The following is a 26,093-nucleotide window of genomic DNA, read 5'->3' as shown; positions in this document are numbered from 1 at the left end:
TATACAGATAGGGGGAGTAGAAGATGAAATTGATTTATTTATTGGAGTTGGACAAAGAAAAAGAGACTTTCGAAGAAATTATTTTACAAAATTTACTAACTATCGACAGGCATACTAAAGATGATAAGACAACCATACTTAACATAAAAAAACTAGATATCCAAATTCCGATAATCGATGATTACATATTTAGAGAAACACCTAACATTAAGGCAGTGAATGTTATCGTAGGAAGGAACGGCAGCGGAAAGACGAAAATTCTTAATAGAATAAAAATGTTTTTAGATTATAATTCCCATGAAACGTTGACTAATCGATACCTAGGGATTTTTTATGATGAATACGAACGAGAACACGGAATAATTGACAAAAAACTTTTCTTTTATACAACTTCGACTGAAATGAAAATTGAAATACTTACACACGAAAAAGAGCTTTTCATAGAACCTTTATCAAAAGTAGATTTGAAAAAAATCATTAATACTAATTGTGTCGTCCATTACACAGATGAGCTCAATAAATCCGACTTCATCATTAATTCTACGCATAACTCGGACTTAGTGAGAGACATGACATTCGGAAAAACAATTAGAAAATCATCAAAAAATGCTTTTGATGATAGAAAGAGTGAATCATCTATTGCTAATGGTACATATATGAATCCTATCGCCAAATATTTCAAGGAGGAAATGGAATGGCAACTTAACTTTCTTGAACATGCCTTAAACGAAGCTTATTATGACTTTTTAAATTTTCCGACTAAAATATATGTGTCCATGGATTATCAAGCACCTATGGCTGAGCTGGCTAAAAGGTTAAAATCCATAAATCCATATCCCGAACTTTTTGATGAAGAACGTCTCCTAAGTAAAATCAGTGAGTCTATTGAAAACAGTCCACATGATGATTTCGAAAAAGCCCTCTTGAAATGTATTCTTTTTGATGGACTCAATGAATTTTATATCAAAAACCTGACTGTCGAACCTGTAAAGGAACACAAAGAGTTACATGTTAGATTCTTAAGCTCGTTATCATCACTATCATTTAAACGATTTAATAGCGCTTTCGATATCGCTGAAGCATTGGATCGAATTCATAATGAAGTTCTGAAAAAAGATACTTCCGTTTTTGATTTTTTTAATTATGTCGAGTACTACCTTTCAACAATGAAGGTAAGTTATAAAAAAAATATACTCAAATCAGACTTATTCGAGATAAGTTTGAAGAACAGTGACGAAGTAAAGGGGTTTTCAGGTTTTCGAGAAAAATACAATGACATGAGTTTCATGTCTTATTTGGAATTTGATTGGGGAATGAGCACGGGTGAAAACAAGCTCCTCAATCTATACTCCACTCTTTATTCAATTAGAAATGATCTCTATGAGTTTAACGGACATCGGTCTCAAGAAACACTACGAATAAGAAAAACAACTCTATGGTTATTGATTGACGAGGCTGGTAGCTCACTCCATCCCGAGGGACAATCTACATACATCGACTCTATGGTCAGAAGCGTATCGAGATTTTTCCCTGAACACGACGTTCAAATCATACTTACTACCCATTCACCAATAATCCTTTCAGACGTACCACATCACAACATATACTATATATCCAAAGAAGAAAGAAACGAGACCAGTATGACATTTAGCCAGAATATTTATTCTTTATTCAAGGACTCATTCCTATTAGATAATGTCACAGGCAGGTTAGCGATTCGAGTTTCGGAGCGGATGAAACGTGACATAGCATTTATCGAGGACTCTATGGAGATAGTAACTAAAAATGCTTTGATAGATTCAATCAGATTGACCACGAACATCATAGGCGAGGACATCACGCGAATCTATTATCAAGAAAAAATCAACTCGCTTTTAAACGAAGTAGTGAGCGATCGCGTAAAGAAGACAACTGAAATCTATGATGCAATGAATGAACATGAAAAAAACAGATTAATTCAGTATATTTTAAATAAAGAGAAGAGGGATGATTACTGATGATTCAATTGAAATACGATGATGAGGCGGTTGATAAGCATCTTCGATATACAACGAAATATATAATGAATCGATGGGATTCATACAAGTATAACCTCTATGCTCCAACCTACGACGAGACATTAGAGTTGAAACTATGTTTAGGATTTACAAGCGAAATAGAACTAGTTCAATTATTTTTATCTCAACAGCAACACTTTAATGATTATCTAGGGGATAATTTACATGATTTTTTGATTGAACAACCCATGATATTACGAAGTATTCAGCTTGAGATTGAAAATAAATTCCCACTAATAAGTGCAGTTTTAAACAGTAATGCAGGGAAAAACTTCAGTAAACATATATATGATTTATTTGGTTATGAAAAATTTACGACAAAAGATTTATTCGATTTGATAAAGGACTCTGCAAAAGCTGAAAATGGGGATGATAGCAGTGTCAAATTCTCTAAAACTCGTCATTGGAACAATTTCCGTACAATCTTGATTAATTCGATTCCTCGCCAGAAAACAGAAATCGAAAATCTTCTGCACGATGATAAAAACAAAAATTTGAACGAATTCAAAAAGTCGTTCGATTCTATTCCCAATCTGTATTTGACATTTTCAAATATCGGAAAATCAAAAGTTTTCGAGAAAGGGTGGAGTGATTACGCCCTTATCATGAGTAGTAATTTAAAGGTGTGTCCCTACTGTAATCGTCAATTCATAACTCCTTTTTTATCAAAAAAAGGGAAGGTGCGTGCTGATTTAGATCACTTTTATCCTAAGAGCAAATATCCTTACTTCTCTATGTCTTTATATAACTTGGTACCCTCTTGCAAGCAGTGTAATCAGTCAATGAAGGGCGATAAAATTCCTTCCATGTCAGCTGTCAATCCGTTTGAAGATAATTTACACTCTCACTTTAGATTCTTAGCTAATCCAAATACAATTCAAAATGAAATATTTATTGATTTAGCGTTAAATGATCCTCAAGATAAAAGAATACTAGAGCATTTAGACATGTTTCAATTGAAAGCCTTATATAGTTATCACACCAATCATGTGGAGGATATTGTAAGAAAAAAACTGATGTATCCTGACTCTAGACTGATAGATTTAAATGATTCATTTCCCATTTTTACTAATATCGACGAGCTTAAGTCTTTCATTATCGGTTATGAAATAGATGAAAAGAAAATCAACGACGAGCCTTTGAGTAAGCTACGGAGAGATATCGCAGAGCAAGTTGGTTTTATCAAAAGTCCGTCAAATGCACCACCGTCATTGTTGAACCAACTCAAACAATTAACAATTAAAAGCACTAATCCATCATCCTCTTTAACATCTTAGTCTACAGTATTCGAGAAACTATAGCCTATAGAGTTTATTAAGAGTCATTTTTTTCGCTCACCCTTTTCATAGTCATGATTTTTTATATTATTGTCAATCTATGGATGTATAAGTACTCTAGTACACAAATAACTTTAAAAAGCCATGTTTCTCTATAAACAAGAAACGTGGCCTTTTAACTTAGAGTATAGAGAGCTCGAATAGTAACTAAAGTATTTTATCAATTATCATAAATTTCATCGAATAAACTCCACTTTTTTACGTACACACGTTCCATCTCGGGCGTATAATACATACCCGAGGCATTGACCTTCTCGATGACCTCCTATTTCTCGAATCGGATGCCGTATGTCTGTTCGATGGACGACAGGAGTGCATCGATATGGATGCCATCCGTGACCGATGAAATCCGCCTGGTTCCGTCTTTCCCCGGCCTGATAGAACACGTGGCCGGATGGTGTCTGGATGAACCGGACCTCGGCATCACTCCGACAGATTCGTTCATAGAACACGTCCTCGAACCCCAGATTGAGGATCGGATGTTCGACTTCCTCACGTATGGTCTTCATCGTATAGTACCGCCCGCCAGAGAAATGAGCGCCGACCCTTTCTCGGAAGTCGGCTACCGTCTTCTTCGCGACACCGGCTCGCTCGAGTACGGAGATGCTCATGTAGACGTCCTCCTCGATCCGGAACAGGTCGAGGTCTTCCTGGAGGTCGAGCAGCGTCTTCCAGAAGGACTGCGTGTTCTGCACGTTAGAACGACGATCCCAACGGAAGTAATCCTCGGACAGCAACAACCGTCGGAAATAGGCCTCCCCGCTCCCGAGCCCCTTCCGGAGCACGAACCCTCGTCTCAGGTCGTAGCCCACCACGGAAAGGTTCCGCTTGTTCAGATAGCGATGTTGGAAATCAGCGACCGTCACCGAATGCTTCTCGATCAGTTCCTGGGCGGTGTAGATGTCCTGGACGAGCACCGAACGGATGAACGCCTCCTCCCCCTCGGTCAACTCAGGTATTTCATGGGCGAGCTCGTTCTGTGCGGTGATGTAGTCGGACAGCTCCATCTGTATCAGACTCCGCGTAGAGGAGATTGACAGACCATAGGCCTCCTCGACGCGCAGCAGGAACGTCTCGAGCGGTATCGGACCCATCTCGTCGATGAGACCTACCAGCCACTCCAGCTTATCCGTCACCATGACGCCGAACTCGGGCATCCGGCGCATCTGGATCGCATCGATCTTGAGGTTATCCTTCAGGATGTTATGTAGCTCATGATGCGTCCTGATGTCCAGCGACCAGAAGTAGTCGGCATGGACGTCATAGATGAGACGCGCATTGTAGATGCCCGGGTCCAGGACGAATAAACTCTCGATGACATCCCGTTCCTCGAGGATTGGGCGGATGTCGAGGTACCTGACCTTTCGTCCCGCGGATTGTATGCATCCTTCGATCCTGTCGGAGACCCCCTCGAAGGCGCGTTCGGATAGACGGAACGTCCCCAGTGCCCCTTCCTGGTCTCGTAATACCTCCTCGATGTACGCGAGATAACGACGATGATGAATCGACACATGCTCCATCTCACGTCCTTCGAGGGCATAATACTTCTCCACCATTCCTGACTTCGTCATCGTCACGGCCTGTCCCTCAAGGTTCTCGTATAGCCCTTCGCTCAAGAGCATCCGCTGTCTCTGCTCTGATTGTAAGAAAGAATAGATTTTTCTTTTGGACGAAGTACCTTCCGAACATTTTTCTGAAAGGAAATGATATGTTTCTTTTCGTTCGCCTAATACAGTCTCGAAGAAGACATAATCAAGTTCGTAACTCTCAAATAGATATCTCATCCGTCTGGCTTCTATGATGTTTGTCAGAGGGATGCCAGAGACGACCTTTTCTAGAATTTGTCTGACTCTTTCACGTGTCACATTGTTGATGTCTCCTATTTCTTGGAGAGTCATTCCTGTCAGACGCTGTTCCATGATACGTCTGTTTGTTTCTGGTATAGATGATAGGGCTTCTTCTAGGTGTCTAGTTCGCTTGCTCACTTGTTCTTCTCTAAGATGGACTAGCCCGTTTTGCGCTAGACATCCTAATCCCGCAGAGACCTCGTGTTCTTGCAATCCCGTTTTTTCCCCAGTCCCCTGGCATGGATTGATTTGGCATTTCGTCGTATACGCGGGTCAAATCTTTTTCGATTTGATTCACTAATCGTTTCCCTAACTTTTTCGCCTGTATGATGCTACTATCGTAGGACTCGTCCCTGACACCACTATCGTTCTCAAATGCCTTCATTAGTTTGACGAAGATGGTTTTACGCTCACCACCAGCTGTCAGCCTTCTGAATGTTTCATAATCAATCGTCGTTAGATATTCGTATATTATTCCCGAGGGATGTAATAGATTTCTTCCGATGTTCTCACTCGCACCTCCATTTACCAAGACGAGTCTGTAGAGGAACTTCTTCTCTCCTATGATTGAGAGATTTTCTTCTTTCAAATCAAGAAATTGGCCGTGAAGTTCCTCCTTCACGTTCGCCTGTATCCCTTCTACCAGTTCCTCATCCCACTCTATGAAATCTTCTAATTTATAACCATCTTTCATCAACTTAGCTATCTATTGCAGGCTAAGCTTCGTGCTCTTCGAGTCTGCCAAATCAAGAATTCCCAACAATCGACTATCTACTTTATCATCCATAATATTTCATCTCTCCCTTCCACCTTTATATCCCAAAAGATAATAAGTTAAAATGAAATTAATTCATTTTGTTACATTTTTTATGTATAATGAAAGTTGGTAATTTTTATATAATCTTCAAATTTGAAAAGGACAATCTTATAACATCCTAAAAACTAAAAAAATATTGTTTTCTTTATCTACTATAGGAATTTTAACAATCACACCTATACAAACTTTTGCAACAGAAAATGAGACAATTCAAATTAACTTAAGTCCCGTTGAAGAAATAAAACAAAGACAGTTTGAAGAAAACTTAGTTAGTGTACTAAAAAAATCTAAAAATAAGGAAGAACAATTAGAAACTTATATGGATTCTCACACTAATGAAATTCAAGAAAAAATTGAAAAAGAAGATAATGATGATCGTAATTCGCTTCTAGTCGAGACTGATACACATACTTATCCATTAGACGAAAATAGCAAGATTATATTTTCTAATCAAGGAATCATTCTAGACGAGTTCCAAGAAGGAGATGACCGTCCAGCAACTTTACTAGAAGAAGAAACATTAGAACAAAACACAACAGAGAATCGGTTATCATTTTTTAATTCACTAAAAGAAGCTTTTTTAGGTAAAACAGCATACGCAGCTTCAGCTAAAACTAAATACGCTCATAACGAGAGGACCTTATATAGTTTTTTCGGAACAAAAGTTGCAACGGCAAGCATTGGAGCAAATTTCACTTATGATGGAAAAAAAGTCACTGCAAGAATAACTCATCACTATATAAAAAGAAATTTCGACGGTTTTGCTTATAGTATTTACGATAAGTCTTCAGGAGTCGATACCTCAAATAGTAAAAAGCGTACTGCTTTTCAAGAAGGCATAGTTAGTTACGGATTAGCTGTAAATGGAGTTGGATTAACATTCGAAGAAACTTTCCTACGTGTAAACGTTCACGGTGATTATAAAGGTCGTACTTACGGAACATCTAGTTCATACTGATTTTTTTAGTTTCTTGCTAACGTATCTTTATGTTGATTTTACACCTAAAATAGAGATGTAGCTGGAGTGACTTACTCCAGCTACATCTTTATTTATGATATATCCATACATAAGTTATAATGAAAAAAGGAATACTGTTTTTTATTTTCTATAAAAAACAGTATTCCTTTCAGCGATGTAATAAACAAATAAGTAAACATGGGAGATTATTATGTTAAATAATATTTTTAAAGTTTTTAATAATATCCATACTAGTCCCGAATTAAATCAAAGTAGGGAACATCTAGTCGATAAAGCCATGCAAGGTGAATACAATTTATTGATTGATCAGGCTAGATATCCGCTTCAAAATCTCCAGACAATTTTTTCTAACTATAATTTAAAACCAGATTATCAAAGAAAAAGAGTGTGGGATCAAAAAAGAAAATCCAAATTAATCGAGAGCTTGCTAGTGAACGTCCCTATCCCTCCAATTTTTTTATATGAAACAGACTTTAATAAATATGAAGTCATGGATGGTCTTCAAAGGATATCAACTATCATTAGTTTCTTTAATAATGAGTTTGAACTTGATGGTTTAGACTTATGGTCAGAAATAAATGGATTTAAATTTGGCGACTTACCCGAAGAATTAGCTAATCTAATTAGAAGAAGATATTTATCCGCCATTATTATTTTAAAGGAGACAAATAAAAGTCCCGATCGTGAATTAGAATTAAAGCAGTTTGTTTTCGAAAGACTTAACACTGGTGGCATGGAATTATCACCTCATGAGATTAGAAATGCTATTTACCCATCTGAATTTAACAGCACCATAAACAAACTTTCAGAGCTGTCCCCTTTTCGAAAAATGATAAATAACTCAGATGATGAATTAATTCGAATGGAAGACAGAGAGTTAATTTTACGATTCTTCGCTTTCAAGGCAGCAATCAACTGTAATTATAGACGTGGTATAAAAAATACATTAGATAGCTTCGCTATTAAAGCTAAGGAATTTACAGACGATGAAACTGACGCTTCCTTCGACTACTTCGAATCACTTATCAGTGCAGTCTATGATATTTATGGCGATAAGGCATTTAAAAAAACAAAAAATGGTAAGTTTGAAAAGATGATTTACGATACTGTCATGTTGTCTATATCAAAATTGTTAGATGAAGAAATCAATTTAAAAAATCTTAAAGAAATTGACTCTGTCGCAGCTAAAAATGAATTTATTAGATTGAAAAAAGCTGATTTCAACGGTAAATATACTTCACTAAAAAATATAGAAAATAGAGTAAGTCTTTTTTATAATTTTCTACTTGAGGAAATAAAAAACAATGAGTAAAGAATTCGCTTACGAAGCTTATCAAAATTTAAAAAAATCTCTTGAATTAAAAAATCGATATCCTGACGACGAGATAGAAAAAATAATCAATAAAAACTTTGTACTTTCTTTTTATACAATTTGGGAAACATACGCAAAAAAAAAAGTTTACGACACCTACATCGATTATGAACACATTTTGCATACAGAAGATTTTATTAAAAGATACCTAAAAAAAAGTTTTGGAAAAGTTTATCTATCGTCTATTTTTTTGAAGGATTTAAGAAACACAAAGGTTAAAAAAGATATACTATGCCAATCTAACAATTTAAATTGGAAAGAGTTTGAGGATTTACTTTTAGTAATAGGGTTTAATAAAGAGCTAATAGTAGATAGGATTAATTCATCCGATGACTTATCCTCATTGATAAAAATTTTAAAAGAATCAGGAATCACACCCGTACAAGATAGTTTGAGTAATTCAATATTTGATAACATAAAAGGTTATTTGTCATTAGTGATTGATCTACGTAATACTATTTCTCATACTTATAAAATGGAAATCGATGAGCATCTTACGAATAAACAAATGATAACTTTAATTGATTTAATGAAGTGTCTAATTAATATAATCGAAAAGTATTTTGAAGACGAAATTTTAAAGATGTACTTACATTTAAATCGTACAGATACAACTATAAAAATATTAAAGGTGATACTAGGATGTAATGGTAGCGGTTCACAAACTGCAATTTTAGAAATTAAGGTCACTGATAAAGCTGTAGATTTAAAATCAAAACAATGGAAAATTTCGAGCGGTAATAATAAAGGGTTTTGCAAGATCGAAGAAATTAGGATAGGTAATTGTCGATTAAAACAGTTACCATTCAACAAAACTTGCACTATTTCAATAAAGCCAACTATTAAAATTAGAAGTAGTGTTGGTTCTTATGTATTAAGCCCGGGACTTTATAAAAAAAATATTGGACATAATATTATATCTATACAATAAAATACAACGGTTTTATTAAAACCTCTCAACATAGTTCAGATTTTAATGCTATCGAATTATATTGAGAGGTTCCTTTTTCCAATAATTAAATACTTTAGTAAATAAAGAAATATCACCTTAATCACAAGGATCTTCTATATCAACTTCTTCCTCTAAATACGTCTCGAGTCTCGCCTGCTGGACGTCCGCCCCCGTACCAAGGAGGGCGTGATACGTCCTATCGATTTCATCAATTACCCGGTCGAAATCACCGCTCACCTCATGCTCCCAGTAGCGAAGGACCGTCCATCCCTGGCAGAGGTAGTGTTCCGTCTGCTCCTTGTCCCGCTCACGGTTCCGTCTGATTTTGTTACGCCAGAACTCGACGTTGCTCTTCGGTTCCTTATAGTGGACGGGGCACCCATGCCAGAAGCACGAGTCGAGGAACACGACGAGTCGCTGCGCCGGGAAGGCGATGTCCGGCGTCCCGAGCAGGCGCCGATAGTTCTTGCGATAACGCAGGCCGCGATGCCAGAGTGCATGCCGCACCTTGACCTCCATCTTCGTGTCCGTCCCCTTTACCTTGCTGAGGTTCTTGTTCTTGGTCGCCATCGTCCCTGCCTCCTTTAATCATCCCTTTACACTACCTTTCCCTCCCCGAGGACGTCGGGAAACCAGAAAAGGCACCTCCACATGTCATGGAGGTGCCTCGGATATGCCGGACGTGTCGTGCGTATGCGTGACACGTACACGTCAGTTGTTATTGATGAAGAACGATTCCTGGGCCGGCACGGGTACCGGATGACGGTCTTCAATCTGCTCGATGCGCCAGCCCATCCGCTCGATGAGACCTACGACCAACGCGTTCCCCATGCAGAAGTAGCGCATGCGGTCACTCATCGTGCTCGTCCAGTTGTCCGGGAATCCGTTCAGCCGCTCGCACTCGAGCGGCGTCAGGAAGCGACGGCGTCCATCGACCTCGACCACGTGGGAGCTCCGGTTCGTCGTCCCCTCGCTCGTCAGCATCGTTCGACCTGGCTTGTCGAGATCATCGATCTCCGACATGCCTCCCTCGGCATAGATGTACTTGTGACCGTCCGCCGACGTGCGTTCGATTTTCTTCGCACCCCGGAGGAAGTTGAACTTCTCAATCGCGGAGTCCTTGAGGTAGAACTTCTCGGGCACCGTCTCCTCCGGTTGCAGGATGTCCCGCAGCGGGGTCGGCTTCTCGAAGACCGGCTCCGTATGGATGGAGTGGAAACGTCCCCCGTGCATGTAGCCCGAGTTGTGGAAGTTCGCCGTGAACGTATCGGAGATCTCGACGATGTCGTCCGGGAGCATCCCTTCGAGACGCCGGTTCTTGATGACCTCCGGCTTGACGGGGAAGACCGGGGCGAAGAAGCCCTTCTCGAACAGGATGTCGTCCGCCGTATAGGACTCGAGTTCCTTGGAGAACCCGGAGTCGTCGCGCGTCGCGAAGATGAACACGCGTCTGCGACGTTGCGCCATGCCATATTCCGCGGCGTTGAGGACACGCCATTCGACCTTGTATCCGAGGTCACGGAACGTCGCCAGCATGACCGCGAAGTCACGTCCTCGTTGTTTCGCCGGGGACTTCAGCAGGCGGTCGACGTTCTCGAGGAGGACGTAGCGTGGCGTCGTCGCCTCGATGATGCGCTTGATCTCCCAGAAGAGGACGCCCTTCTTGCCCTGTATCCCCTTCTCGCCCGACAGGCTGCGCGCGACCGAGTAGTCCTGGCACGGGAAGCCGCCGACCACGATCTGTGCGTCCAGGTTACGGAACGCCTCGTCCGTCACGGTCGTGATGTCCTCGTTGGAGTGGATCCCCTCGTCGAAGTTCGACGCGTAGCACTCGAAGGCATCCTGTGCCTTGCGCGAGGGCTCCCATTGGTTCCCCCATACGACCTTGAAGAGGTCCTCGTTCGCCTTCTCGAGGCCGACGCGGAAGCCACCGACCCCCGCGAATAGCTCGATGGTGTTGAGCCGTTTTGTTGTTTCCATAAATACGAACATCCTTTCGCTCTGTTTCAGTTTCTCAATTATAGCAGATATCCATGCGTTTGAACAGATCGAAATTTCGGGTCGTCGGACGGTCCCCTGTGCCCCGCGCGGGACGGCTCGGCAGCCGATGCGACGCGTGCTATAATCGAGGCATGAGATTCAAAAATACCTATACATACGGAGAGATGTCCATGGAACCGCAGAACACTGATACGAACGAGATGAAGAACAAGTCCTTCCGCCTGTCGGAGGAGGTCACGCGCCGGATCGGCGAGCTGGTACGGGAACGTCAGGTGACGACGAACCAACTATTCGAGGAGTTCGTCACGTTGAGCGAGAATCGCTCGCATGACCCCCTGTTGACGGAGGAGGACGAGCAACTCTCCCTGTTGCTACGTCAGGTCGGCAACCTCTTCGAGGAACGTTCCCTGCGACTGAAGCGACAGGCGACGGACCTCGCGGGCGTCAAGACGCGTCATGAGGAGACCGTCTCACGGCTCGAGGCAGAAGTGATCGAGGAGCGCGCCCGCATCGAGGAGGAGGGACGGCTCGCACTCGAACGGCTCGCCAAACAGGAACGCGGACTCGTCCTCGCGGCAGAAAAGGCGGAAGCGGGACGTACGAAGGCGGAGGAGACGCTCGCGCGGCTCGAGAAGGAACACGCCGAGGCGATCAAGGCATCGCGCAAGGAAATCTTCTCCCTCGAGGAACGCCTCCGTCGCGGCGACGAGGAGAAGGAACGCCTCCAACACCAACTCCATAGCCTGACCGCGGTGACGGACGACTACAAGGCACGGGCGCGGAACGTCGAACGTCTCGAGGAAGAGAACCGCGAGCTGTCGATGAGGGTCCGGCTCCTCGAGCACGAGAAGGAGCGTCAGGAGGCAGCCCTCGCCGAACAGATCGAGCTCGCCATCCTGAGGGACCGCGGACGACGCCCGGATGAGACGAGGGACGAGCGTTGAGCCGGGTCACCCCGCAGGACCTCATACCAGGAAGAATCTATCCGGCAGGGACCGACTCCCCCTCCCATTTCGCGACCGAGCCCCTGAAGAACCTCTTCCGCTTCGGGGATGGATTGAAGGGGCTCGGGAACCAGGGCGGCATCCGACGCGCCATGGTCGAGAGGAATCCGTCTCTCGTCAACGAGGAGGCATTCATCGTCCTCCTCGACACCGGCAAGCAGGCCGAGTGGGAGAACCAATATGACGAGGCCACCAACATCCTCGTCTACTACGGTGACAACCAGACGCCCGGTAAGGACTTCCGTGACACGAAGCAACGCGGGAACGAGACGTTCCTGAAGCATTTCGGACGAGCCTATGCGCTGGAACAGGGCCACCATGCACCGTTCTTCTACTTCGAGCGCGTCGGTCGCGACGTACGCTACGTCGGACTCGCCCTCCCCCATGTCGACGGCATGACGCTCGACGAGGCGCTCTATCGGAAGACGTTCCATCACAAGGCATCAGGTGCCACGTACGAGAACCTGGTCGCCCGTTTCACCGTCCTCCCCATCCCCGTGGACGGGGAATGGCTGTTCGACCTGAAGCTCGGCGTGGGAGACGGAAAGCATGAGCCCGACGCCTGGCGCACGTTCCGACGTAACCTTACGAAGCTTTGGATGTCACAATTCTCGTTGTTCGCTTCAGACTCCCTTGAAGATATTTCGCACCCACGGACCCGGAACCACGAGGGCATGCGGATGACCCGCTACCGCATCTCCCAGTCCCGCTTCCGCGAGACACTATTGAGACGGGACGCATGCTGTGAACTCTGCGGGCTCGACGTGCGCGAGTTGCTCGTCGCGAGCCATATCCTCCCCTGGGCATTGTCGGACGCATCTCAGAAGGATGACCCGGACAACGGTCTCGTCCTCTGCGTGATGCATGACGGCCTCTTCGACAAGGGATTCATCTCCTTCGCATCGGACGGGCGTCTACTGGTCACCCCACACCTAGGCGAGGAGAACCGACGTCTCATGGGACTACGCGAAGACATGTCGATCAGGAACTGGCCCGGCCGGGAAAACTACATGCGTCACCATCGCTTCCGCTTCGACGAGGCGCATTGACGAATCGAAAGGACTCCTTACATCCATCCAGGGTTCGAACGGAAGAAAAAAAGAGATAGGGTCGGACCAGGTCCGACCCTATCTTCATGTAGGTTTTCTTATTTCTTCACCCTGAACGATAAGCCCGGAGTCAATCTGATGACGCGATAGAGAACGAAGAACCCTATCAACAGGATGGGATACGTCGTCCTGATTTCCTGGACCAGGGCGAATAGCAGCGGACCAGCGATGAGGAGCGCCAGTATGCAATAGCTGATCAGGAAGAGGACCTGTTCGTTCTTCCTGATTGACGGGAACCATCCCTCGAGAAGCAGGAAGAGAATCTGTCCCCCATCGAGCATGAGAAGAGGAAGACAGTTCGCCAAGCCGAGGAACAGGCTCGCCGCCGCAAGCGACTCGATCACCGAGGCGGACGTCGAGGGGCCATCCACCAGCAAGAGGGATAGGCTGTCATATAGGAAACGTAAGGGATTCTCCAGCCAAGGAGCGACCAATCCGTCCAAGCCAGATACGAACGAGCTGCCCGGATCAGTCACCCGAAGAAGAGAAAGACAGCCGACCGGGACGAGGATGATGCTCGTGAGCAATCCGGCCGCGAGGAAGACGATGCGTCTCGTCCGGTTGATCGTGGACCCCGAGGGTATGACATATCCCCCGAGAGGAATCATGCAGATTTGATAGGTGACGCCACGGCGCGACGTCCTGAAGAGGACGGGACCGAACCCGATCGAGAACGTAGAGACTTCAATCCCCGCGATTCTCGCTCCGATGACATGTCCGAGCTCATGGAGCGTCGTAGCGAATAGAAATGCGAAAAGCAACGATATGTAGGACATTTCCCTACCCCTTCCGAAGAAACCGATGATACTGAGCTCATCGGCCTCTTGATATATCTAAACAAACAGCGCTCTCCGAAACACAAAGAAGAGGTAGGATCCCGTGACTCGTCGCGAAACCCTACCTCCCCAATCCTACAGGTACCTGATTTTATCAAGGACCATCCTTATGATCGAGAGCCTCAGTCGAACAGCGAGACGATTTCGTCATAGTCGACGGTCGGATCCGGACGGAGCTCACCGTTCTCGATCGCGTCGATCATGCGCTGTTCCTTCAGCTTGAGACGGTCATAGATCTTCTCGTCGACCATCCCATGCCCCTCCGGTTGTCCCTGCATCATCATGTAGTGATAACGCGTATATTGGCCTTGCGGGAGTCCGAGACGATGGATGCGGTCCCGGGACTGCAGCATGTGCGTCAGGTTGAACGAGTACTCCAGATAGACCGCGTCATGACAGACATGGTGCAGCGATACCGACTCGGCGAGCGTGTGCGGGTTCGTGACGATGACGTCGAGATCCCCGGCCTGGAACGTCTTGATGATTCGTTCGCGCTCCTCGAGTGGCGTGCTACCATAGATGGCCTCCACCTTGATGCCTCTAGCGAGCAGCTCCGTCCGGAACGCGTCAATCGTGTGGACGAACATGCACCAGACGACGGCCGTCTTGCCCTCGTCATGTAGGTCGGAGACGAGCTCCACCCCGGCACGGAACTTCTGCGTCGTCGGCACGCGGCGCAACAATTCGACCTCCGAACGGTCGAGCGTGACGGGAGGGGTGTCCTCCTGTCCCACGAAGAGCAACCCGGATGCCTCTTCCTCCCCATACATCTCCTGGAAGTCGAGTGCCCGCAACAAGAGTTCGGGGCAGGTCGATGCCTGCAGTAGCCGGATGTACATGCTGAACGGGTTCCCCATGTACTTGCGATGGACGAGGTCGATGATCGCCTGCTCGGACTCATCCGCCTCCACGTGGTACTGGATGTCCGGCTCCGCGGGCGGTACCTGCAGCTCGTGCTTCGTCGTCCGCCAGAAGAACGGCAACAGCTTCGCGTTGATCTCCTCTACGCGGGTCGCGGAAGGATTCTTCAGTTCGCTCGGCTTGAAGTTGAAGAAGCTCTTATAGTCCTCGCCGTACAGGATGTTCAGGAAGTTATAGACGTCCTCGTAGGTGTTCGGGATCGGCGTACCGGTCAGGACGTATTTGTAGGGCGTCAGGGTCGAGAGACGCTTCGCGACCTGGGCACGCTTGCTCGCCATCCCCTTGATCTTATGGACCTCGTCGAACACGAGCATCGTGCGTCCGTCGATGACGTCGCCGAGGACGCCCTCGAATCGTCCGAGCGACTCGTAGTTGACGAGAATCAGGTCGAACGAGTCTCCCCCTAGTCGGAGTTGCCGGATCGGGTCGTCCGCGTCGTGGATGTTGAGCAGACGCAGCTCTCGCTTCGCACCGAAGTTCTCCGCATACTCGTCCTTCCAGGCGAGGAAGGTGTTCTTCGGTCCGATCATGATGACCTTGTCGACCCGGTCGACTTCCGGGGCCGAGAGGTACGCGAACGTCCCATAGACCATCGAGGTCTTCCCTGCCCCCGGAACGGAGAAGTTCGCCGCCCGATGCATCTCTGCCATGTAGAAGGCGGACCGCATCTGCTTGTCACGGAGCTCCCGGTGGAGCTCTCGGTCGACGATCGAGGCGAAACGGGCATATTTATCCTCGATCCGGTCGTCTTGCGTCTTCAGTAGCGTCGCATAGTTCGACCGCTCCTCGATGAGATAGGTCTGTCGCTCGAGATGTTCCTCCAGCGCTCGCGTCACCACGACTTCGAAGTCACGCCGACGTCCCAGTTTCTCGAAGAGCTCGATGACCTTCCGGATCTCGACGTATGTCAAATCCTTACGGAAGTGGGGATACCCCTCCCCTGAATAGTAAGGCTTCAGTTTCGTGACGATCGTCAGTTCGTTCGCCTTCAGCTTTCCGGGTTGTACGTTATCGTGTATGACGAATCTTCCGTCGTCGATCGTGAGGATCATCGCGTCCTCCCGCAGCATCTCCTTGTCCAATATGATCGTCCCCTTGTCGTATGTCAGTATCTTCTTGATGATGAGTTCCTCGATTTGCTTGACGTAGATGTTCTCCTCCCGCATCCGGTCCGCCCATAGGAGATCAAACTCGCGGCGCGCGCGATGGATTTTCTCGACGTCGAAGGAAGAGGAGAGCCATGTCGTCGTGATGTCGAAGGACTCGAAGTTGTTCTGGATGGCGGCGCTCGTCTCATTGTTCGAGCCAGTGAAGTAGATGACGTTCCCGGACATGTCCTCGACGAGGCCGAACTTCGAGTGGAACAGGCCGGACGACTTGAAGCCGATGCGGATGTCGACGACGCCGCTCGCGATCAGATGGGCGAGGTTGCAATAGTCCATCATCTCCTGGTCGTCGAGACGTTCGTCGAGGCGCCCGAGCAGGGCGTCGACGGTCTGCTCCCGCAGGGCATAGCCTTGTCGTATCAGCAGGACGTCCTCCTCGCTCAGCTCCTCCGAGACGATGAGTCGCATCCGACCGCCGTTGCGGATCAGCCCCTTGACGCCCTGAGCATAGGAGGCCAACGCCTTCGAGCTGAAGTAGCCGCTGACACGGTCATAGATGACCGCCTGTCCGAGGACAGGCGTGTAGAAGTCCTTGCCGATTTGATGCTCGGATGTGTAATAGGACGGCTTCAGCGGCAGGTCCCGGAAGTCAGAGTCGTGACTCATAGGCCTCGAGTTCCTTCCGGATCTGTTCGACGAGGCGGGCGAACTCCTTCTTCGACACTCCATCCATGCGGGCGATTTGGTCCGCGTCGACATTGTCGAGCGTCCGGATGACGGTGTTGAGCGAGTCGATCGGCTTCATCTTGACGCGTGTCAGGACCGTCTCGTCGACGCGATTGCTCACGATGGCCCCTGCCTCCTCGCGAACGTCCTTGAGGGTCTCGTTGATTTTCTTGACCGTGTTCACGGTCACGTTCGCCTCCCCCTGATAGGCGTCGTAGACATCCTCGACGATGTCTTCATATTCCTCGAGGAACTGTTCACGGTTACCTGCCTGGATGATTTCCTTCCCGATGCGACGGATGTGGCGTGTCAGATCGCCCTCCTTCGAGAGCGTCATGGCAGTGAACAACGCGCTCTTGACGCGCTCATATTCCTCCTCGTCCTTCTCCTTGTTCAGGATGAGCATGACCTCCTGGAGCGGGCCGTCGAGGTCGAGGTCACGCGCCACATAATACTTTCCTTCCGCGTTGATGAAGACGAGGAAGTCGACCATCAGGTTCGCCTTCTTGAGCATCTTCTTGACGTCGGTCTCCGTCTTGTTCGTGTTCGTCGCGTACTCCTTCACGGTGAAGTATTTGTTCTTCTCGATGTCGTTGTAGACCTCGACCAGGTTGTCGATCGCGTTGTAGTCGACCGGACGCTCCTCCCCATGCTGCAGGTTGAGCTCGAGTCGCTTGATGTCGACGGCCGAGAGGCCTTCAGAAGGGTCGAGGATGACCGCGTCGAAGAACGACGTCTTCCCCTCCCGCTTCAATTGACGCAGGCACGTGAAGCGACGGTTCCCGTCGACGACCGTCCCGTCATTCAGGACGACGCCCGGTAGACGTTGCCCGAACAATGCGATGTTCTGTTTCGTCTTGTTCAACGCAGAACTGTTCGAGTCGACGATGAACTGTTCGACGAGGTCGTTGTACTCCTCCTTCGAGAGGGTCTGGATGTCGTTCCCTTCCGACTCGTATCGGTTCATCGAACTGATGATACGTCCGTTCTGACGGTTATAGAGCAGGAGGTCGAGCGGTATCTGATAGACCGGATAACTCTTCGTCTGGCCCTTGATTGTCAGCTTTCGCGTCCCGTCCGTCAAGGAGATGCTTTTCTTGATTTCTTGTTGTAGGTCGATCGTATTATCGAAGTTCATAGCTTGTGATTCCTCCCAAAATTCTTGTGTGACAATCCCATGATGGCCACTTCGTCTCATCTAAATCTTACACATATATTGAAAATAAAGACAATCCATTTCATCAGAAAATCCACAAAATGCTTGGATTTTATAACTATACCCCTATTTTTTCCGGAAGACGCAAACAGACACCCTCTCAACGGATGCCTGTCTTCTTCGCAGCGCCTCAGCGCAGATATTGCTCGAGCGCGAGCCGGATGATGTCCTCCGGGCTGCTGCCCTCTTCCTTCGCACGTTCCTGTAGGTTCTTCAACAACGGATCGTCGTCGCCGAAGTCGATCCGAAGCTTGACGGGACGACTCTTGGTAGGCTGCTCGATGACACGACGCTCCTTGCGGTCGCCTAGCATCCGCTTGACCTCGCGGAGCTCCTCCCGCGTCATCTCGTAGACGGTCTTCTCCCCGTCCCCGACCTGGTATGTACGCCCCTCGAGCATGACCGCCCGTGGGTCCTCCGGCCAGGACAGCAGCTCGGCGAGCTTCGACGCCGTCAGCTCCTCCTCGACCGCGCGGACGAGCAACTCCTCGCCGAACACGTTCCAGAACGAGACGAAGCGGCTCACCTGTGACTGCGACAGGCCGATGCGCCCGACGAACTCGAGCCATCCGCCCTCCTCCTGCCGGAAGCCGTCACGCGTCCCCTCGTAGCGGAAGATGGCGTTGGCGTGCGCGAGCACGCGGCACTTCTCGACGAAGCTCGTCGCATGGATGGCATCGATGTGGTTGTAGTACTGGACCAACCCGTCCATGTTCTCGGGTAGCTTCTTCGTCACGACGCGGGATAACGAGGTCGCGGACAGGGATTGATACGGGTTCGCGACGCTCGTCGGCGAGGAGAACTTCTTGACGGCGTCGACCTTCTCCCCACGTGCGTCCGTGTTCGGGTTCGTCGCCTCAGGGAGCGCGCCGTTCGCCTGGAAGCTCGAGAACTTCGGTGCGTTCTTCTTGCGACTCATAATGCGAGCACCTCCTCCGCGAGCTTCAGGTACGCGTCCGTGGCCGGACCCTTGTGGTCGATGACCGGGCGGGACTCACGCTGTAGCGACTGTACCTTCACCATGTATGGGATCGTCGTCAACACGGGTATGCCGACTTCCCGTCCGAGGTCGACGAGTTCCTCGACCGTCGTCAGGTCCCCACGCGAGCGCGTCCCGACCATCGTCGGCACGAAGGCCGCGATGTGGATGTCCTCCTTGTAGCGTCTGATTTCCTCGAGCTCCTCAGGTGCCGTGTAGACGGCGTCCATCGAGAACTTCTGCATCTGTACCGGCATCACGATGATGTCCTGTGCGACCAATGCGCAGCGGGCATAGGGGTTCAGGGCGGACGTCGATCCCGGGCAGTCGATGAGGCAGACGTCGAACAATTCCTCGACGCGTGCGAGCTCTTCCCTCAGGCGGAACTCATAGCCCATCTGGCTCGTCAGGCCGGTCGGCGAGGCGGAGCGACGCGTCGGTACGAGATGGACCGTCCCCGTCTCGTACTCGCAGTTGACGATGACCTGCTCGATCGGTGCGTAGTATGGGTCATCCTCGTTGATTAGACAGTCGAGCAGCACCTTCCCTGGATAGTCCTCGGTCAGCCCGAGACCATTCGAGGTCGACGCCTGGTCGTCCGCGTCGATCACGAGTACACGGAGACCCTCCCTGGCGTAGGCATGTGCGAGGTTGATCGTCGTCGTCGACTTCCCGACCCCGCCCTTACGGTTGTATAACGCGATTTTCTTCATGGTCTCTCTTCCCCTTCCATCTCACCTGAGCCCTCCACGATGTCGTGGTCGAGCGATTCCTCTATCAATCGTGACAAATATTCGCTGATGCTGAGCCCTCGTGCGCTCGCGAGCGCATGGAGGCGTTCCGATGTGTCCGTCGGCACGCGTGCCGACAGGACCGTCGACGTCGTCTTCTTCTGACGGAAGGCGCTGACCTTCACGCCCGACGTGGTAGAGCGGCTAGCCCGGAGTTCACGTACGGTCGCCTCCTCTATCGGTTTCCGCCCGCCTTCCACGGGTAGGCCGTTGAGCACGACGTCCTCCGGGTCCTCGACGTACATGAGCTCGAAGATTTTCGAGGCCGGCAGCTTCCCGAGCGACTCCTCGAACGGTTGGAGCGTGTCATAGGCCTTGACGTACCTCGAGGCGAGCGAGTTCGACATCTGGACCGTCTCGAGGAACCCTTGCCATTCCTTTCCATCGTGCATCTCCGACTTCGCTATCGAGAGGCGTTTGCCGATCTCGAAGACCGATATCGTCTGCACGCGCGCGAGCTCCTTGATCTCGATCGCGAGGTTCTCGAGGTCCTTCGACACGGGGAGCTTCTGGACGACGGAGCCGATGTCCGTCAACCCGCTCCGATACGGATGTTGCTCCTGGGGCTTGATCTTATGGATTTGCTTGTTCCGTGCCTTCATGCGTCCTTCCCTCCCTCGACCATGCGACGGGCGAGCTCCCTGAATGGTGCGGCGAGCTCTTGCCCTTCCTTCGACTTGTACTGCAGCACGCTCTTCCCGTTGTCGGCGGCCTTCTCGATGAAGGCTGCACGTCTGACGGATGGGAGCACGTCGAGCCCCTCCTCCTCTGCGAGTCGTCCCATGGCCTCCGCGTAATCGCGATCGGCCTTCAGTCCCGCGTCGAAGGCGACCGGCATGATGCCCGTCAGCTCGAGCGAGTCGTTATAGTACTTCTTCACCTGCCGGATCGTCCGGATGGTGCTCCCGAGCTGGTCGAAGACGAGCTTCTTCGGCATGAAGGGCACGATGACATGGTCCGCGCAGGACAGGACGACCTTCGACAGCTCGTTGATCGACGGGACGGAGTCGAGGATGATCCAGTCGAACTCCTCCGCGAGCGGTGCGAGCAGATCCTTCAACAGGAAGAGTTTGTCCTGTTCCGATATCAGGTTGATGAGTCGTGCGTTCCGTTCGTTCGAGGGGAGAAGGCTGATGTTGTGTCTCTCGTCGTCGAACAAAATCTCTTCGATGGCGAGTCCGCGCGCCTGGACGTCGAAGAGCGTCATGTATTTGATCGTATCGGACTCCTTCAGCATCAGCTTGCTGAGGGAACCTTGTGGATCGAGGTCCACGAGCAGGGTGCGTTGTCCGAGTTCACCGAGTGCATGCCCCATGTTGAGGGAACAGGTCGTCTTCCCGGAACCTCCCTTTGATATGTAGAACGTCAGAATGTTCATCATCTCTCCCCTTTCTGTCTCCATCATCACATACGAGAGGATTGAAGACAACCATTTTTATCGTTCGATATCGATTTTTTATGAAATTCATATGTATACACTATATTTAAGTTGTATACATTTCGACATCGAAATGTATACAACATGTTTTTTAGTCTTCTCGAACTTCGATCACCAGAGAGGGGTTCTCCTCTCCAAGATGATGACATGAGGGTTAACCAGATTATCATCATTACAGACATTCTAGGAGATTGAAGGGATTAAAAAAGAATTAAAAAGAATTGGAAAACGTGAATCGATCATGGAGCCCGTGATACCAACGTTCCCTTTCGAAATCGAAGTCCGATAAAGAGACATGATGATTTGGAGAAGTTCGCCTTTATCTGGATTATGCGCCCTGACTGCTCGTTTTCGTTCAATATGAGTCGTTTCTCTGCATCCACTAGCTTTTTTTATGTCCTGTATATTTGTTTTTTTTCCTGAACGGTATGACACATTCTAAAAATCGTCTGGACGGATATCCTGGATGCGGAGACTCTCTTTTTCGAGGCCGATGACGCCGATATCAGGGGTGATTTGCCTCGTTTTCATCATTTTTTTCAGAAAAGGGCATGACAAATAGACCATCATGCGATGGCCAATTTTTCCGAGAGTCGTCTCAGACGCTCATTGAGATAGAGGACCGGGGACTGGAAGAAGAGACTATAGACGTCCGTCTCCTGCAGGCGTTCGCCGTAGCGGAGGAAGTCGTTCCGGATCGAACGCAGGACCTCGTCACAGGCCTCGAACCCGTATGTGTCGCTGAGCGACTTGAGGGAGGACTGCGGTACCTCGAGCAGGTCGAAGTCGACGAAGTCACGAGCCACCTCACGAAGGTCGAACCAACCGATGAGCGTGCTCGCGCGTTCCGCCTCGCGGATGCGTCTGCTGTCGACCTGCTCCCCGATCTTCATCTGGAACATGAGCGGACGTGTGACGGTATGTATGCGTCGCTTGAGCGAGATGTTGTCCTTGACGGCCGACAGGAAGTCCTTCGTGTCCTCGACGAGTTGCACGTCGAAGAGGCGTGAGAGCTGGTCGAGCATGCCCTTCACCGCGAGACGATGGCCACAATAGCGAGGGAGGAAGCCCTTCACCTCGTCATAGGTGAGGATGGCCTTCTCCTGGGATTGGACATGGATGTCCCGTTCCACCTGCACGAGGGCACGCAATGCCACGCGCAGGATGTTGACGTGGTCGATCTCCATGAGATGACGGATCATCCCACACCAGATGGAGGTATATCCCGTCTTCGAACCGATACTGCCGGATTCTTCCGTGAGGTCACGATAGTTGGAGAGATAGTCGATGAGCTCGATCGACAGGACGCCGGTGAAATGGAAGTCATAGCGGATGAGCCCCGCCTGCTCGAACAGACGGAGGTTGTCGTGCAACGAACGGACGGAGGTCCGGGCATGGTCCGCGAGCGCCTCGCTCTCGACGAGGGACAGCATGCCCTTGTCGTCACAATGCGAGAGAAGCGTGAGAAGATGACGGATCCGCGACTTCGTCCATTTCAGGGCGAGGAACGGTCCTGGGATGTTATAGTGATGCTGCTCATACATGAAGCTTTCTTCTCGCTTCGTCCAACGCGTCAGACCGCTCATGGCGATCAACACCTTGTTCGCGACCAATACGTGTCTATTCTGCTGATTCATCGACATTGCCTACACCTCCCCTACTCTGGACTATTAAGCCTAGTATCCTGTCCTTGAGGAGAACTGTCAAAACGCGTCTCCGGTACGGTGAAAAACGACCAATGCGCCAGAAACGTTGATATGAAGCCGTTTCCAGGGGGGGAAAAGATGTCATTTCGGTACGGTCGAAAACGACCAAAATCGTCGGAATCCCGACATGGAGCCATCGGTGGCCCCTCTTCGCCAGTATTTTCAAGGCTTTCTGACTGATGGATGTCGCTCCAGTACGGTGAAAGGCGACCAGAACGCCGAAAGTGTCGTTCCGGTACGGCGCTGGGCGACCAGAACAAGAAAAAGTGTCGTTCCGGTACGGTGAAAGACGACAAATCTTGTCGCGGGATGTCCTAAAAAAAATTTGAGAAATCCCAGGAAATCTTAAAAATGTCGCTCCGGTACGGTGAAAGGCGACCAATACTTCAAAAGTGTAGTTTCAGTACGGTGAATGACGACCAAGATAGTGAAAGTGTTGTTCCAGTACGGTCGAAAACGACAAAAAACGTTTTGATTCGTCTGATGAATGTCATTCTGGTACGGAAATGGACGACCAAAATCGAAAATTGGTCGTTTTACGACATATTTCGACAAATGTTTCTGATGTAGATTTTTTTCTGGTCATACTTCTCGAGAGATAGAATTAAATAAAATAAGAACATAAGTTCTTATTTTAAAAATAGACGCTTCTTCGATCATTGATTGTCATGAATATGACGATCATGGTTCGCTACCGATATCCGTATGTAGGGTACGGCATCCGACGACCAATTTCGTGATGATGGAATCGATCATGGTTTTTTCATCATCAGAATCTCATCATCCAGAAGATTGATGCTCATTCATATGTAGTTGCTCGATGAAGCATAGAAAAAAGAGCGTTCGGATGAAAATCCGGACGCTCTCCTTCTATTATATACATCTGTCACTTTACGGACGCGTCCGTCCCCATGACCGTCTCCCTCAGAGAAGTAGTACGTTGCTGCGGTCGTCGAGCTCCCACCGCTCGAGCGGATGGAAATAGAGGAAATAATAGTCCCCTGAACGGTGCCAGTCCTGGATGATGAAGTCGAGGTCTTTGATCCGGTCGAGGTTCGTCTCGAGCTCCTTCAGGTTCTCGGCCTTCCGACTCTTGTTGAAGCGGATGGAATGGGTGAACTGTCGCCAGTGCCGCTTCGCCGGCATCTCCTCCTTGAGCTGGAAGGAGGTGAGACGTTCCTTCTGCAGGACAAAAGATAGATGATAGGCGAACGTCCCCTTCAGTCGTTCGATCTGTTCCCCGTAGATGCTGATGATCTGCTGCTTGAGCAGGTCGTCATAGACCTCCTCCGAGACGGTCACGGTGATCTGGGTGTCGCGCTGGATGGCTGACGCCCCGCTGATTTTGACGGAGGAGAACAGACCGAAGATGGAGAGGTCCCCTTCCTCGTTCCTGACGGCGACGCGATAATAACCGAGCTTGACGAGACGCTGCGTCGTCAAGGCGTAGCTCTTTCCACTATCGTTCCCGTAGATCTTCTTGACCAGCTTGGAGATCGGGAAGACAATCTTCCGGTTCGTCTGGAACGTCATGTCACGATAGGACAGGATTTCGTTGAACGCCTCGAAATCACGTGAATCGAGATCAGGGACCTTCCCGTCGAGTTCGGCGAGGAACTCGTTGCTGACGAGGACGGATAGATTGTTCGGCACGCCCTGCTTGTACTTCGGTACGACGGCAGAATAGTCATGTAGGTCGAGCGAGAGGTCCGTCAACGTCCCCTCCCCTTGGCTGAACTTCTCGGTCGTGTTCTTCATGCGATCGGCCAGTCCGAAGAACGGGACGGTGATCGAGGTGGACGTCGCGACATGTGCCTTCGGCTGGACGCGCTTGAGGCCCTTCGCGACCTCCCCGATGACCATCAGGATGTCGGTCCGCATGGTGCTCGTCCGCTGGTTCTTCGTCTTCTGTCCCCAATGTGGATACGTATGGATGAGAAGGTTGTTGTTCTCGGCCCACTCCTCTAGCTCGCGTATATGTTCCTGCATGAGGTCCTCTACGCTGTCGGCAGAGAACTTTCGTTGGAAGCCTTCCTTCCCGGAGATGTCCCAGAACTCGAGGTACATCTTATGGAGTCCCCGTAGCTCCTTCATCGGTCCCTTGTTCTCGACATAGTTGCGGATGGCGGACCGGACCCATCTTCTCTTCAGTTTCTTGAACGAGTAGTAGCGGAGCTTCGTGTAGACGTCCTCCTCGTTCTGGAACTCGTAACATTCCTCATAGAGCTGATTGACGTATGCCTCGACGTCGACGATGTCGATCGAGGTGAGATGTTCGGTGACGTCGTTCTCTAGCAGCGTCTTGGCTGCCTGAGAGACGACGAGTTGTCGGTGTTGGACGGATGATGAGCTGTCCATTTTACATCGCCCCCCCTTTTTCGATACGTCTAGCATATCACGTCCTAGGATGTACGGGGAAATCAGAAAAAAGTATGCGCCGGCGCATACTTTTTGAGAGATACATCGGCCTTGCTACATCTAGGATCTGTGCAAACTCATCCGCTTCGTGAAGTCATCTTCCTTGATTGTTTGAAGCCAAGGAATGATTGATCTATGCATGGAACGATCAGCCGGATTCGAATCCGAATATTGAATCATAAGATGACAGATGCATCGTTAGGATGAGTAGGCGAATGTGAACAAAAAAGTATGCGCCGGCGCATACTTTTTCTGAAGCTCTTCATTCTCATCGACTGCCCTCAGATTTATCAGCGTCTGATCTTTTCGACGAAAAGTGTGGACTATGAGTTGTGGGTGTAGATCAAGAAACCATTAGTCGTCCTGATCGAGTGTCGATTTCGGGATGGACATCACAAGAGACGACGTACTATATCAGCATGAGGGAGAAAAAAGTATGCGCCGGCGCATACTTTTTTCTGTTCCTTGTAGTGCATTCGAT

20 protein-coding genes are annotated in these 26,093 nt (G+C 49.0%); 7 read left to right on the top strand and 13 right to left on the bottom strand.

Annotation, left to right across the window (positions count from 1 at the left end; translation table 11 throughout):
• The first annotated feature begins 23 nt into the window (after positions 1–23).
• Both ADM98_RS00665 and ADM98_RS00660 read left to right on the top strand, forming a co-directional pair.
• Positions 24–1,997, top strand: coding sequence for an AAA family ATPase (locus tag ADM98_RS00665; protein WP_053451791.1), 1,974 nt, complete (start codon positions 24–26; stop codon positions 1,995–1,997).
• Complete coding sequence (locus tag ADM98_RS00660) at positions 1,997–3,334, top strand: HNH endonuclease (protein WP_053451790.1); 1,338 nt, start codon at positions 1,997–1,999, stop codon at positions 3,332–3,334. The genes ADM98_RS00665 and ADM98_RS00660 overlap by 1 nt, the downstream gene beginning before the upstream one ends.
• 236 nt (positions 3,335–3,570) lie before the next feature.
• Here the strand turns inward: ADM98_RS00660 and ADM98_RS00655 are convergent, their stop codons facing one another.
• Positions 3,571–5,379, bottom strand: coding sequence for a sigma factor-like helix-turn-helix DNA-binding protein (locus ADM98_RS00655; protein WP_082318451.1), 1,809 nt, complete (start codon positions 5,377–5,379; stop codon positions 3,571–3,573).
• A 10-nt stretch (positions 5,380–5,389) separates the two neighbouring features.
• Entirely contained in the window at positions 5,390–5,935 is a 546-nt protein-coding gene (locus ADM98_RS00650) for a hypothetical protein (protein ID WP_053451788.1), read from the bottom strand.
• 259 nt (positions 5,936–6,194) lie between these two features.
• Between ADM98_RS00650 and ADM98_RS00645 the strand changes: the two genes are divergently transcribed.
• The 3 genes from ADM98_RS00645 to ADM98_RS00635 all read left to right on the top strand — a co-directional run bounded on the left by ADM98_RS00645 (position 6,195) and on the right by ADM98_RS00635 (position 9,340).
• On the top strand, positions 6,195–7,016 hold the full coding sequence (locus tag ADM98_RS00645) for a hypothetical protein (protein WP_053451787.1): 822 nt from the start codon (positions 6,195–6,197) through the stop codon (positions 7,014–7,016).
• A gap of 211 nt (positions 7,017–7,227) precedes the next feature.
• Positions 7,228–8,349 carry a DUF262 domain-containing protein gene (locus ADM98_RS00640; protein ID WP_053451786.1) on the top strand — a complete coding sequence of 374 codons (1,122 nt, stop codon included), beginning with the start codon at positions 7,228–7,230 and terminating at the stop codon, positions 8,347–8,349.
• Positions 8,342–9,340, top strand: a complete 999-nt coding sequence (locus ADM98_RS00635) for a hypothetical protein (RefSeq protein ID WP_053451785.1) — start codon at positions 8,342–8,344, stop codon at positions 9,338–9,340. The genes ADM98_RS00640 and ADM98_RS00635 overlap by 8 nt, the downstream gene beginning before the upstream one ends.
• A gap of 117 nt (positions 9,341–9,457) precedes the next feature.
• Here the strand turns inward: ADM98_RS00635 and ADM98_RS00630 are convergent, their stop codons facing one another.
• Together ADM98_RS00630 and dcm are read right to left on the bottom strand one after the other, a co-directional pair.
• Positions 9,458–9,931 (bottom strand): very short patch repair endonuclease, encoded by a 474-nt coding sequence (locus tag ADM98_RS00630; RefSeq protein ID WP_082318450.1) that lies wholly within the window; start codon positions 9,929–9,931, stop codon positions 9,458–9,460.
• A gap of 141 nt (positions 9,932–10,072) precedes the next feature.
• Positions 10,073–11,341: a DNA (cytosine-5-)-methyltransferase gene (gene dcm, locus ADM98_RS00625; protein ID WP_053451784.1), complete on the bottom strand. Its 1,269-nt coding sequence runs from the start codon at positions 11,339–11,341 to the stop codon at positions 10,073–10,075.
• Between the two features lie 191 nt (positions 11,342–11,532).
• Here dcm and ADM98_RS00620 point away from each other — a divergent pair, with 191 nt between their 5' ends.
• Together ADM98_RS00620 and ADM98_RS00615 are read left to right on the top strand one after the other, a co-directional pair.
• A complete protein-coding gene (locus ADM98_RS00620) occupies positions 11,533–12,306 on the top strand; it encodes a hypothetical protein (protein ID WP_053451783.1) in 774 nt (257 codons plus the stop codon).
• Positions 12,303–13,415 (top strand): HNH endonuclease, encoded by a 1,113-nt coding sequence (locus ADM98_RS00615; protein WP_053451782.1) that lies wholly within the window; start codon positions 12,303–12,305, stop codon positions 13,413–13,415. Before ADM98_RS00620 ends, ADM98_RS00615 begins: the two co-directional genes overlap by 4 nt.
• 98 nt (positions 13,416–13,513) lie before the next feature.
• Here the strand turns inward: ADM98_RS00615 and ADM98_RS00610 are convergent, their stop codons facing one another.
• The 9 genes from ADM98_RS00610 to ADM98_RS00565 all read right to left on the bottom strand — a co-directional run bounded on the left by ADM98_RS00610 (position 13,514) and on the right by ADM98_RS00565 (position 25,552).
• Positions 13,514–14,251 (bottom strand): site-2 protease family protein, encoded by a 738-nt coding sequence (locus ADM98_RS00610; protein ID WP_053451781.1) that lies wholly within the window; start codon positions 14,249–14,251, stop codon positions 13,514–13,516.
• A gap of 182 nt (positions 14,252–14,433) precedes the next feature.
• Complete coding sequence (locus ADM98_RS00605) at positions 14,434–17,004, bottom strand: SNF2-related protein (RefSeq protein WP_053451780.1); 2,571 nt, start codon at positions 17,002–17,004, stop codon at positions 14,434–14,436.
• Positions 16,988–18,262: a hypothetical protein gene (locus tag ADM98_RS00600; RefSeq protein ID WP_152910934.1), complete on the bottom strand. Its 1,275-nt coding sequence runs from the start codon at positions 18,260–18,262 to the stop codon at positions 16,988–16,990. The genes ADM98_RS00605 and ADM98_RS00600 overlap by 17 nt, the downstream gene beginning before the upstream one ends.
• Positions 18,263–18,410: 148 nt before the next feature.
• Positions 18,411–19,199, bottom strand: a complete 789-nt coding sequence (locus ADM98_RS00595) for a ribbon-helix-helix protein, CopG family (protein WP_053451778.1) — start codon at positions 19,197–19,199, stop codon at positions 18,411–18,413.
• A complete protein-coding gene (locus ADM98_RS00590) occupies positions 19,196–19,972 on the bottom strand; it encodes a ParA family protein (RefSeq protein WP_035412959.1) in 777 nt (258 codons plus the stop codon). The genes ADM98_RS00595 and ADM98_RS00590 overlap by 4 nt, the downstream gene beginning before the upstream one ends.
• On the bottom strand, positions 19,969–20,652 hold the full coding sequence (locus tag ADM98_RS00585; protein WP_053451777.1) for a hypothetical protein: 684 nt from the start codon (positions 20,650–20,652) through the stop codon (positions 19,969–19,971). The genes ADM98_RS00590 and ADM98_RS00585 overlap by 4 nt, the downstream gene beginning before the upstream one ends.
• Positions 20,649–21,455, bottom strand: a complete 807-nt coding sequence (locus tag ADM98_RS00580) for a ParA family protein (RefSeq protein ID WP_082318449.1) — start codon at positions 21,453–21,455, stop codon at positions 20,649–20,651. The genes ADM98_RS00585 and ADM98_RS00580 overlap by 4 nt, the downstream gene beginning before the upstream one ends.
• Positions 21,456–22,054: 599 nt before the next feature.
• Positions 22,055–23,131, bottom strand: a complete 1,077-nt coding sequence (locus ADM98_RS00575; protein WP_053451775.1) for a hypothetical protein — start codon at positions 23,129–23,131, stop codon at positions 22,055–22,057.
• A 987-nt stretch (positions 23,132–24,118) separates the two neighbouring features.
• On the bottom strand, positions 24,119–25,552 hold the full coding sequence (locus ADM98_RS00565) for a hypothetical protein (RefSeq protein ID WP_053451773.1): 1,434 nt from the start codon (positions 25,550–25,552) through the stop codon (positions 24,119–24,121).
• Positions 25,553–26,093: the final 541 nt, after the last annotated feature.

Source organism: Exiguobacterium sp. BMC-KP, assembly GCF_001275385.1.
Classification (GTDB): Bacteria; Bacillota; Bacilli; order Exiguobacteriales; family Exiguobacteriaceae; genus Exiguobacterium_A.
Note: the sequence above shows the minus strand (reverse complement) of the source record. Positions and strands in the feature narration are given on the sequence as shown.

What these genes read in the sequence shown, in the direction of transcription:
- ADM98_RS00665 (WP_053451791.1), top strand. Translation starts at nt 24, where the DNA reads ATGAAATTGATTTATTTATTGGAGTTGGACAAAGAAAAAGAGACTTTC.
- ADM98_RS00660 (WP_053451790.1), top strand. Translation starts at nt 1,997, where the DNA reads ATGATTCAATTGAAATACGATGATGAGGCGGTTGATAAGCATCTTCGA.
- ADM98_RS00650 (WP_053451788.1), bottom strand. Translation starts at nt 5,935, where the DNA reads ATGAAAGATGGTTATAAATTAGAAGATTTCATAGAGTGGGATGAGGAA.
- ADM98_RS00640 (WP_053451786.1), top strand. Translation starts at nt 7,228, where the DNA reads ATGTTAAATAATATTTTTAAAGTTTTTAATAATATCCATACTAGTCCC.
- ADM98_RS00635 (WP_053451785.1), top strand. Translation starts at nt 8,342, where the DNA reads ATGAGTAAAGAATTCGCTTACGAAGCTTATCAAAATTTAAAAAAATCT.
- ADM98_RS00630 (WP_082318450.1), bottom strand. Translation starts at nt 9,931, where the DNA reads ATGGCGACCAAGAACAAGAACCTCAGCAAGGTAAAGGGGACGGACACG.
- dcm (WP_053451784.1), bottom strand. Translation starts at nt 11,341, where the DNA reads ATGGAAACAACAAAACGGCTCAACACCATCGAGCTATTCGCGGGGGTC.
- ADM98_RS00620 (WP_053451783.1), top strand. Translation starts at nt 11,533, where the DNA reads ATGGAACCGCAGAACACTGATACGAACGAGATGAAGAACAAGTCCTTC.
- ADM98_RS00610 (WP_053451781.1), bottom strand. Translation starts at nt 14,251, where the DNA reads ATGTCCTACATATCGTTGCTTTTCGCATTTCTATTCGCTACGACGCTC.
- ADM98_RS00605 (WP_053451780.1), bottom strand. Translation starts at nt 17,004, where the DNA reads ATGAGTCACGACTCTGACTTCCGGGACCTGCCGCTGAAGCCGTCCTAT.
- ADM98_RS00600 (WP_152910934.1), bottom strand. Translation starts at nt 18,262, where the DNA reads ATGAGACGAAGTGGCCATCATGGGATTGTCACACAAGAATTTTGGGAG.
- ADM98_RS00595 (WP_053451778.1), bottom strand. Translation starts at nt 19,199, where the DNA reads ATGAGTCGCAAGAAGAACGCACCGAAGTTCTCGAGCTTCCAGGCGAAC.
- ADM98_RS00590 (WP_035412959.1), bottom strand. Translation starts at nt 19,972, where the DNA reads ATGAAGAAAATCGCGTTATACAACCGTAAGGGCGGGGTCGGGAAGTCG.
- ADM98_RS00585 (WP_053451777.1), bottom strand. Translation starts at nt 20,652, where the DNA reads ATGAAGGCACGGAACAAGCAAATCCATAAGATCAAGCCCCAGGAGCAA.
- ADM98_RS00580 (WP_082318449.1), bottom strand. Translation starts at nt 21,455, where the DNA reads ATGATGGAGACAGAAAGGGGAGAGATGATGAACATTCTGACGTTCTAC.
- ADM98_RS00575 (WP_053451775.1), bottom strand. Translation starts at nt 23,131, where the DNA reads ATGTCGATGAATCAGCAGAATAGACACGTATTGGTCGCGAACAAGGTG.
- ADM98_RS00565 (WP_053451773.1), bottom strand. Translation starts at nt 25,552, where the DNA reads ATGGACAGCTCATCATCCGTCCAACACCGACAACTCGTCGTCTCTCAG.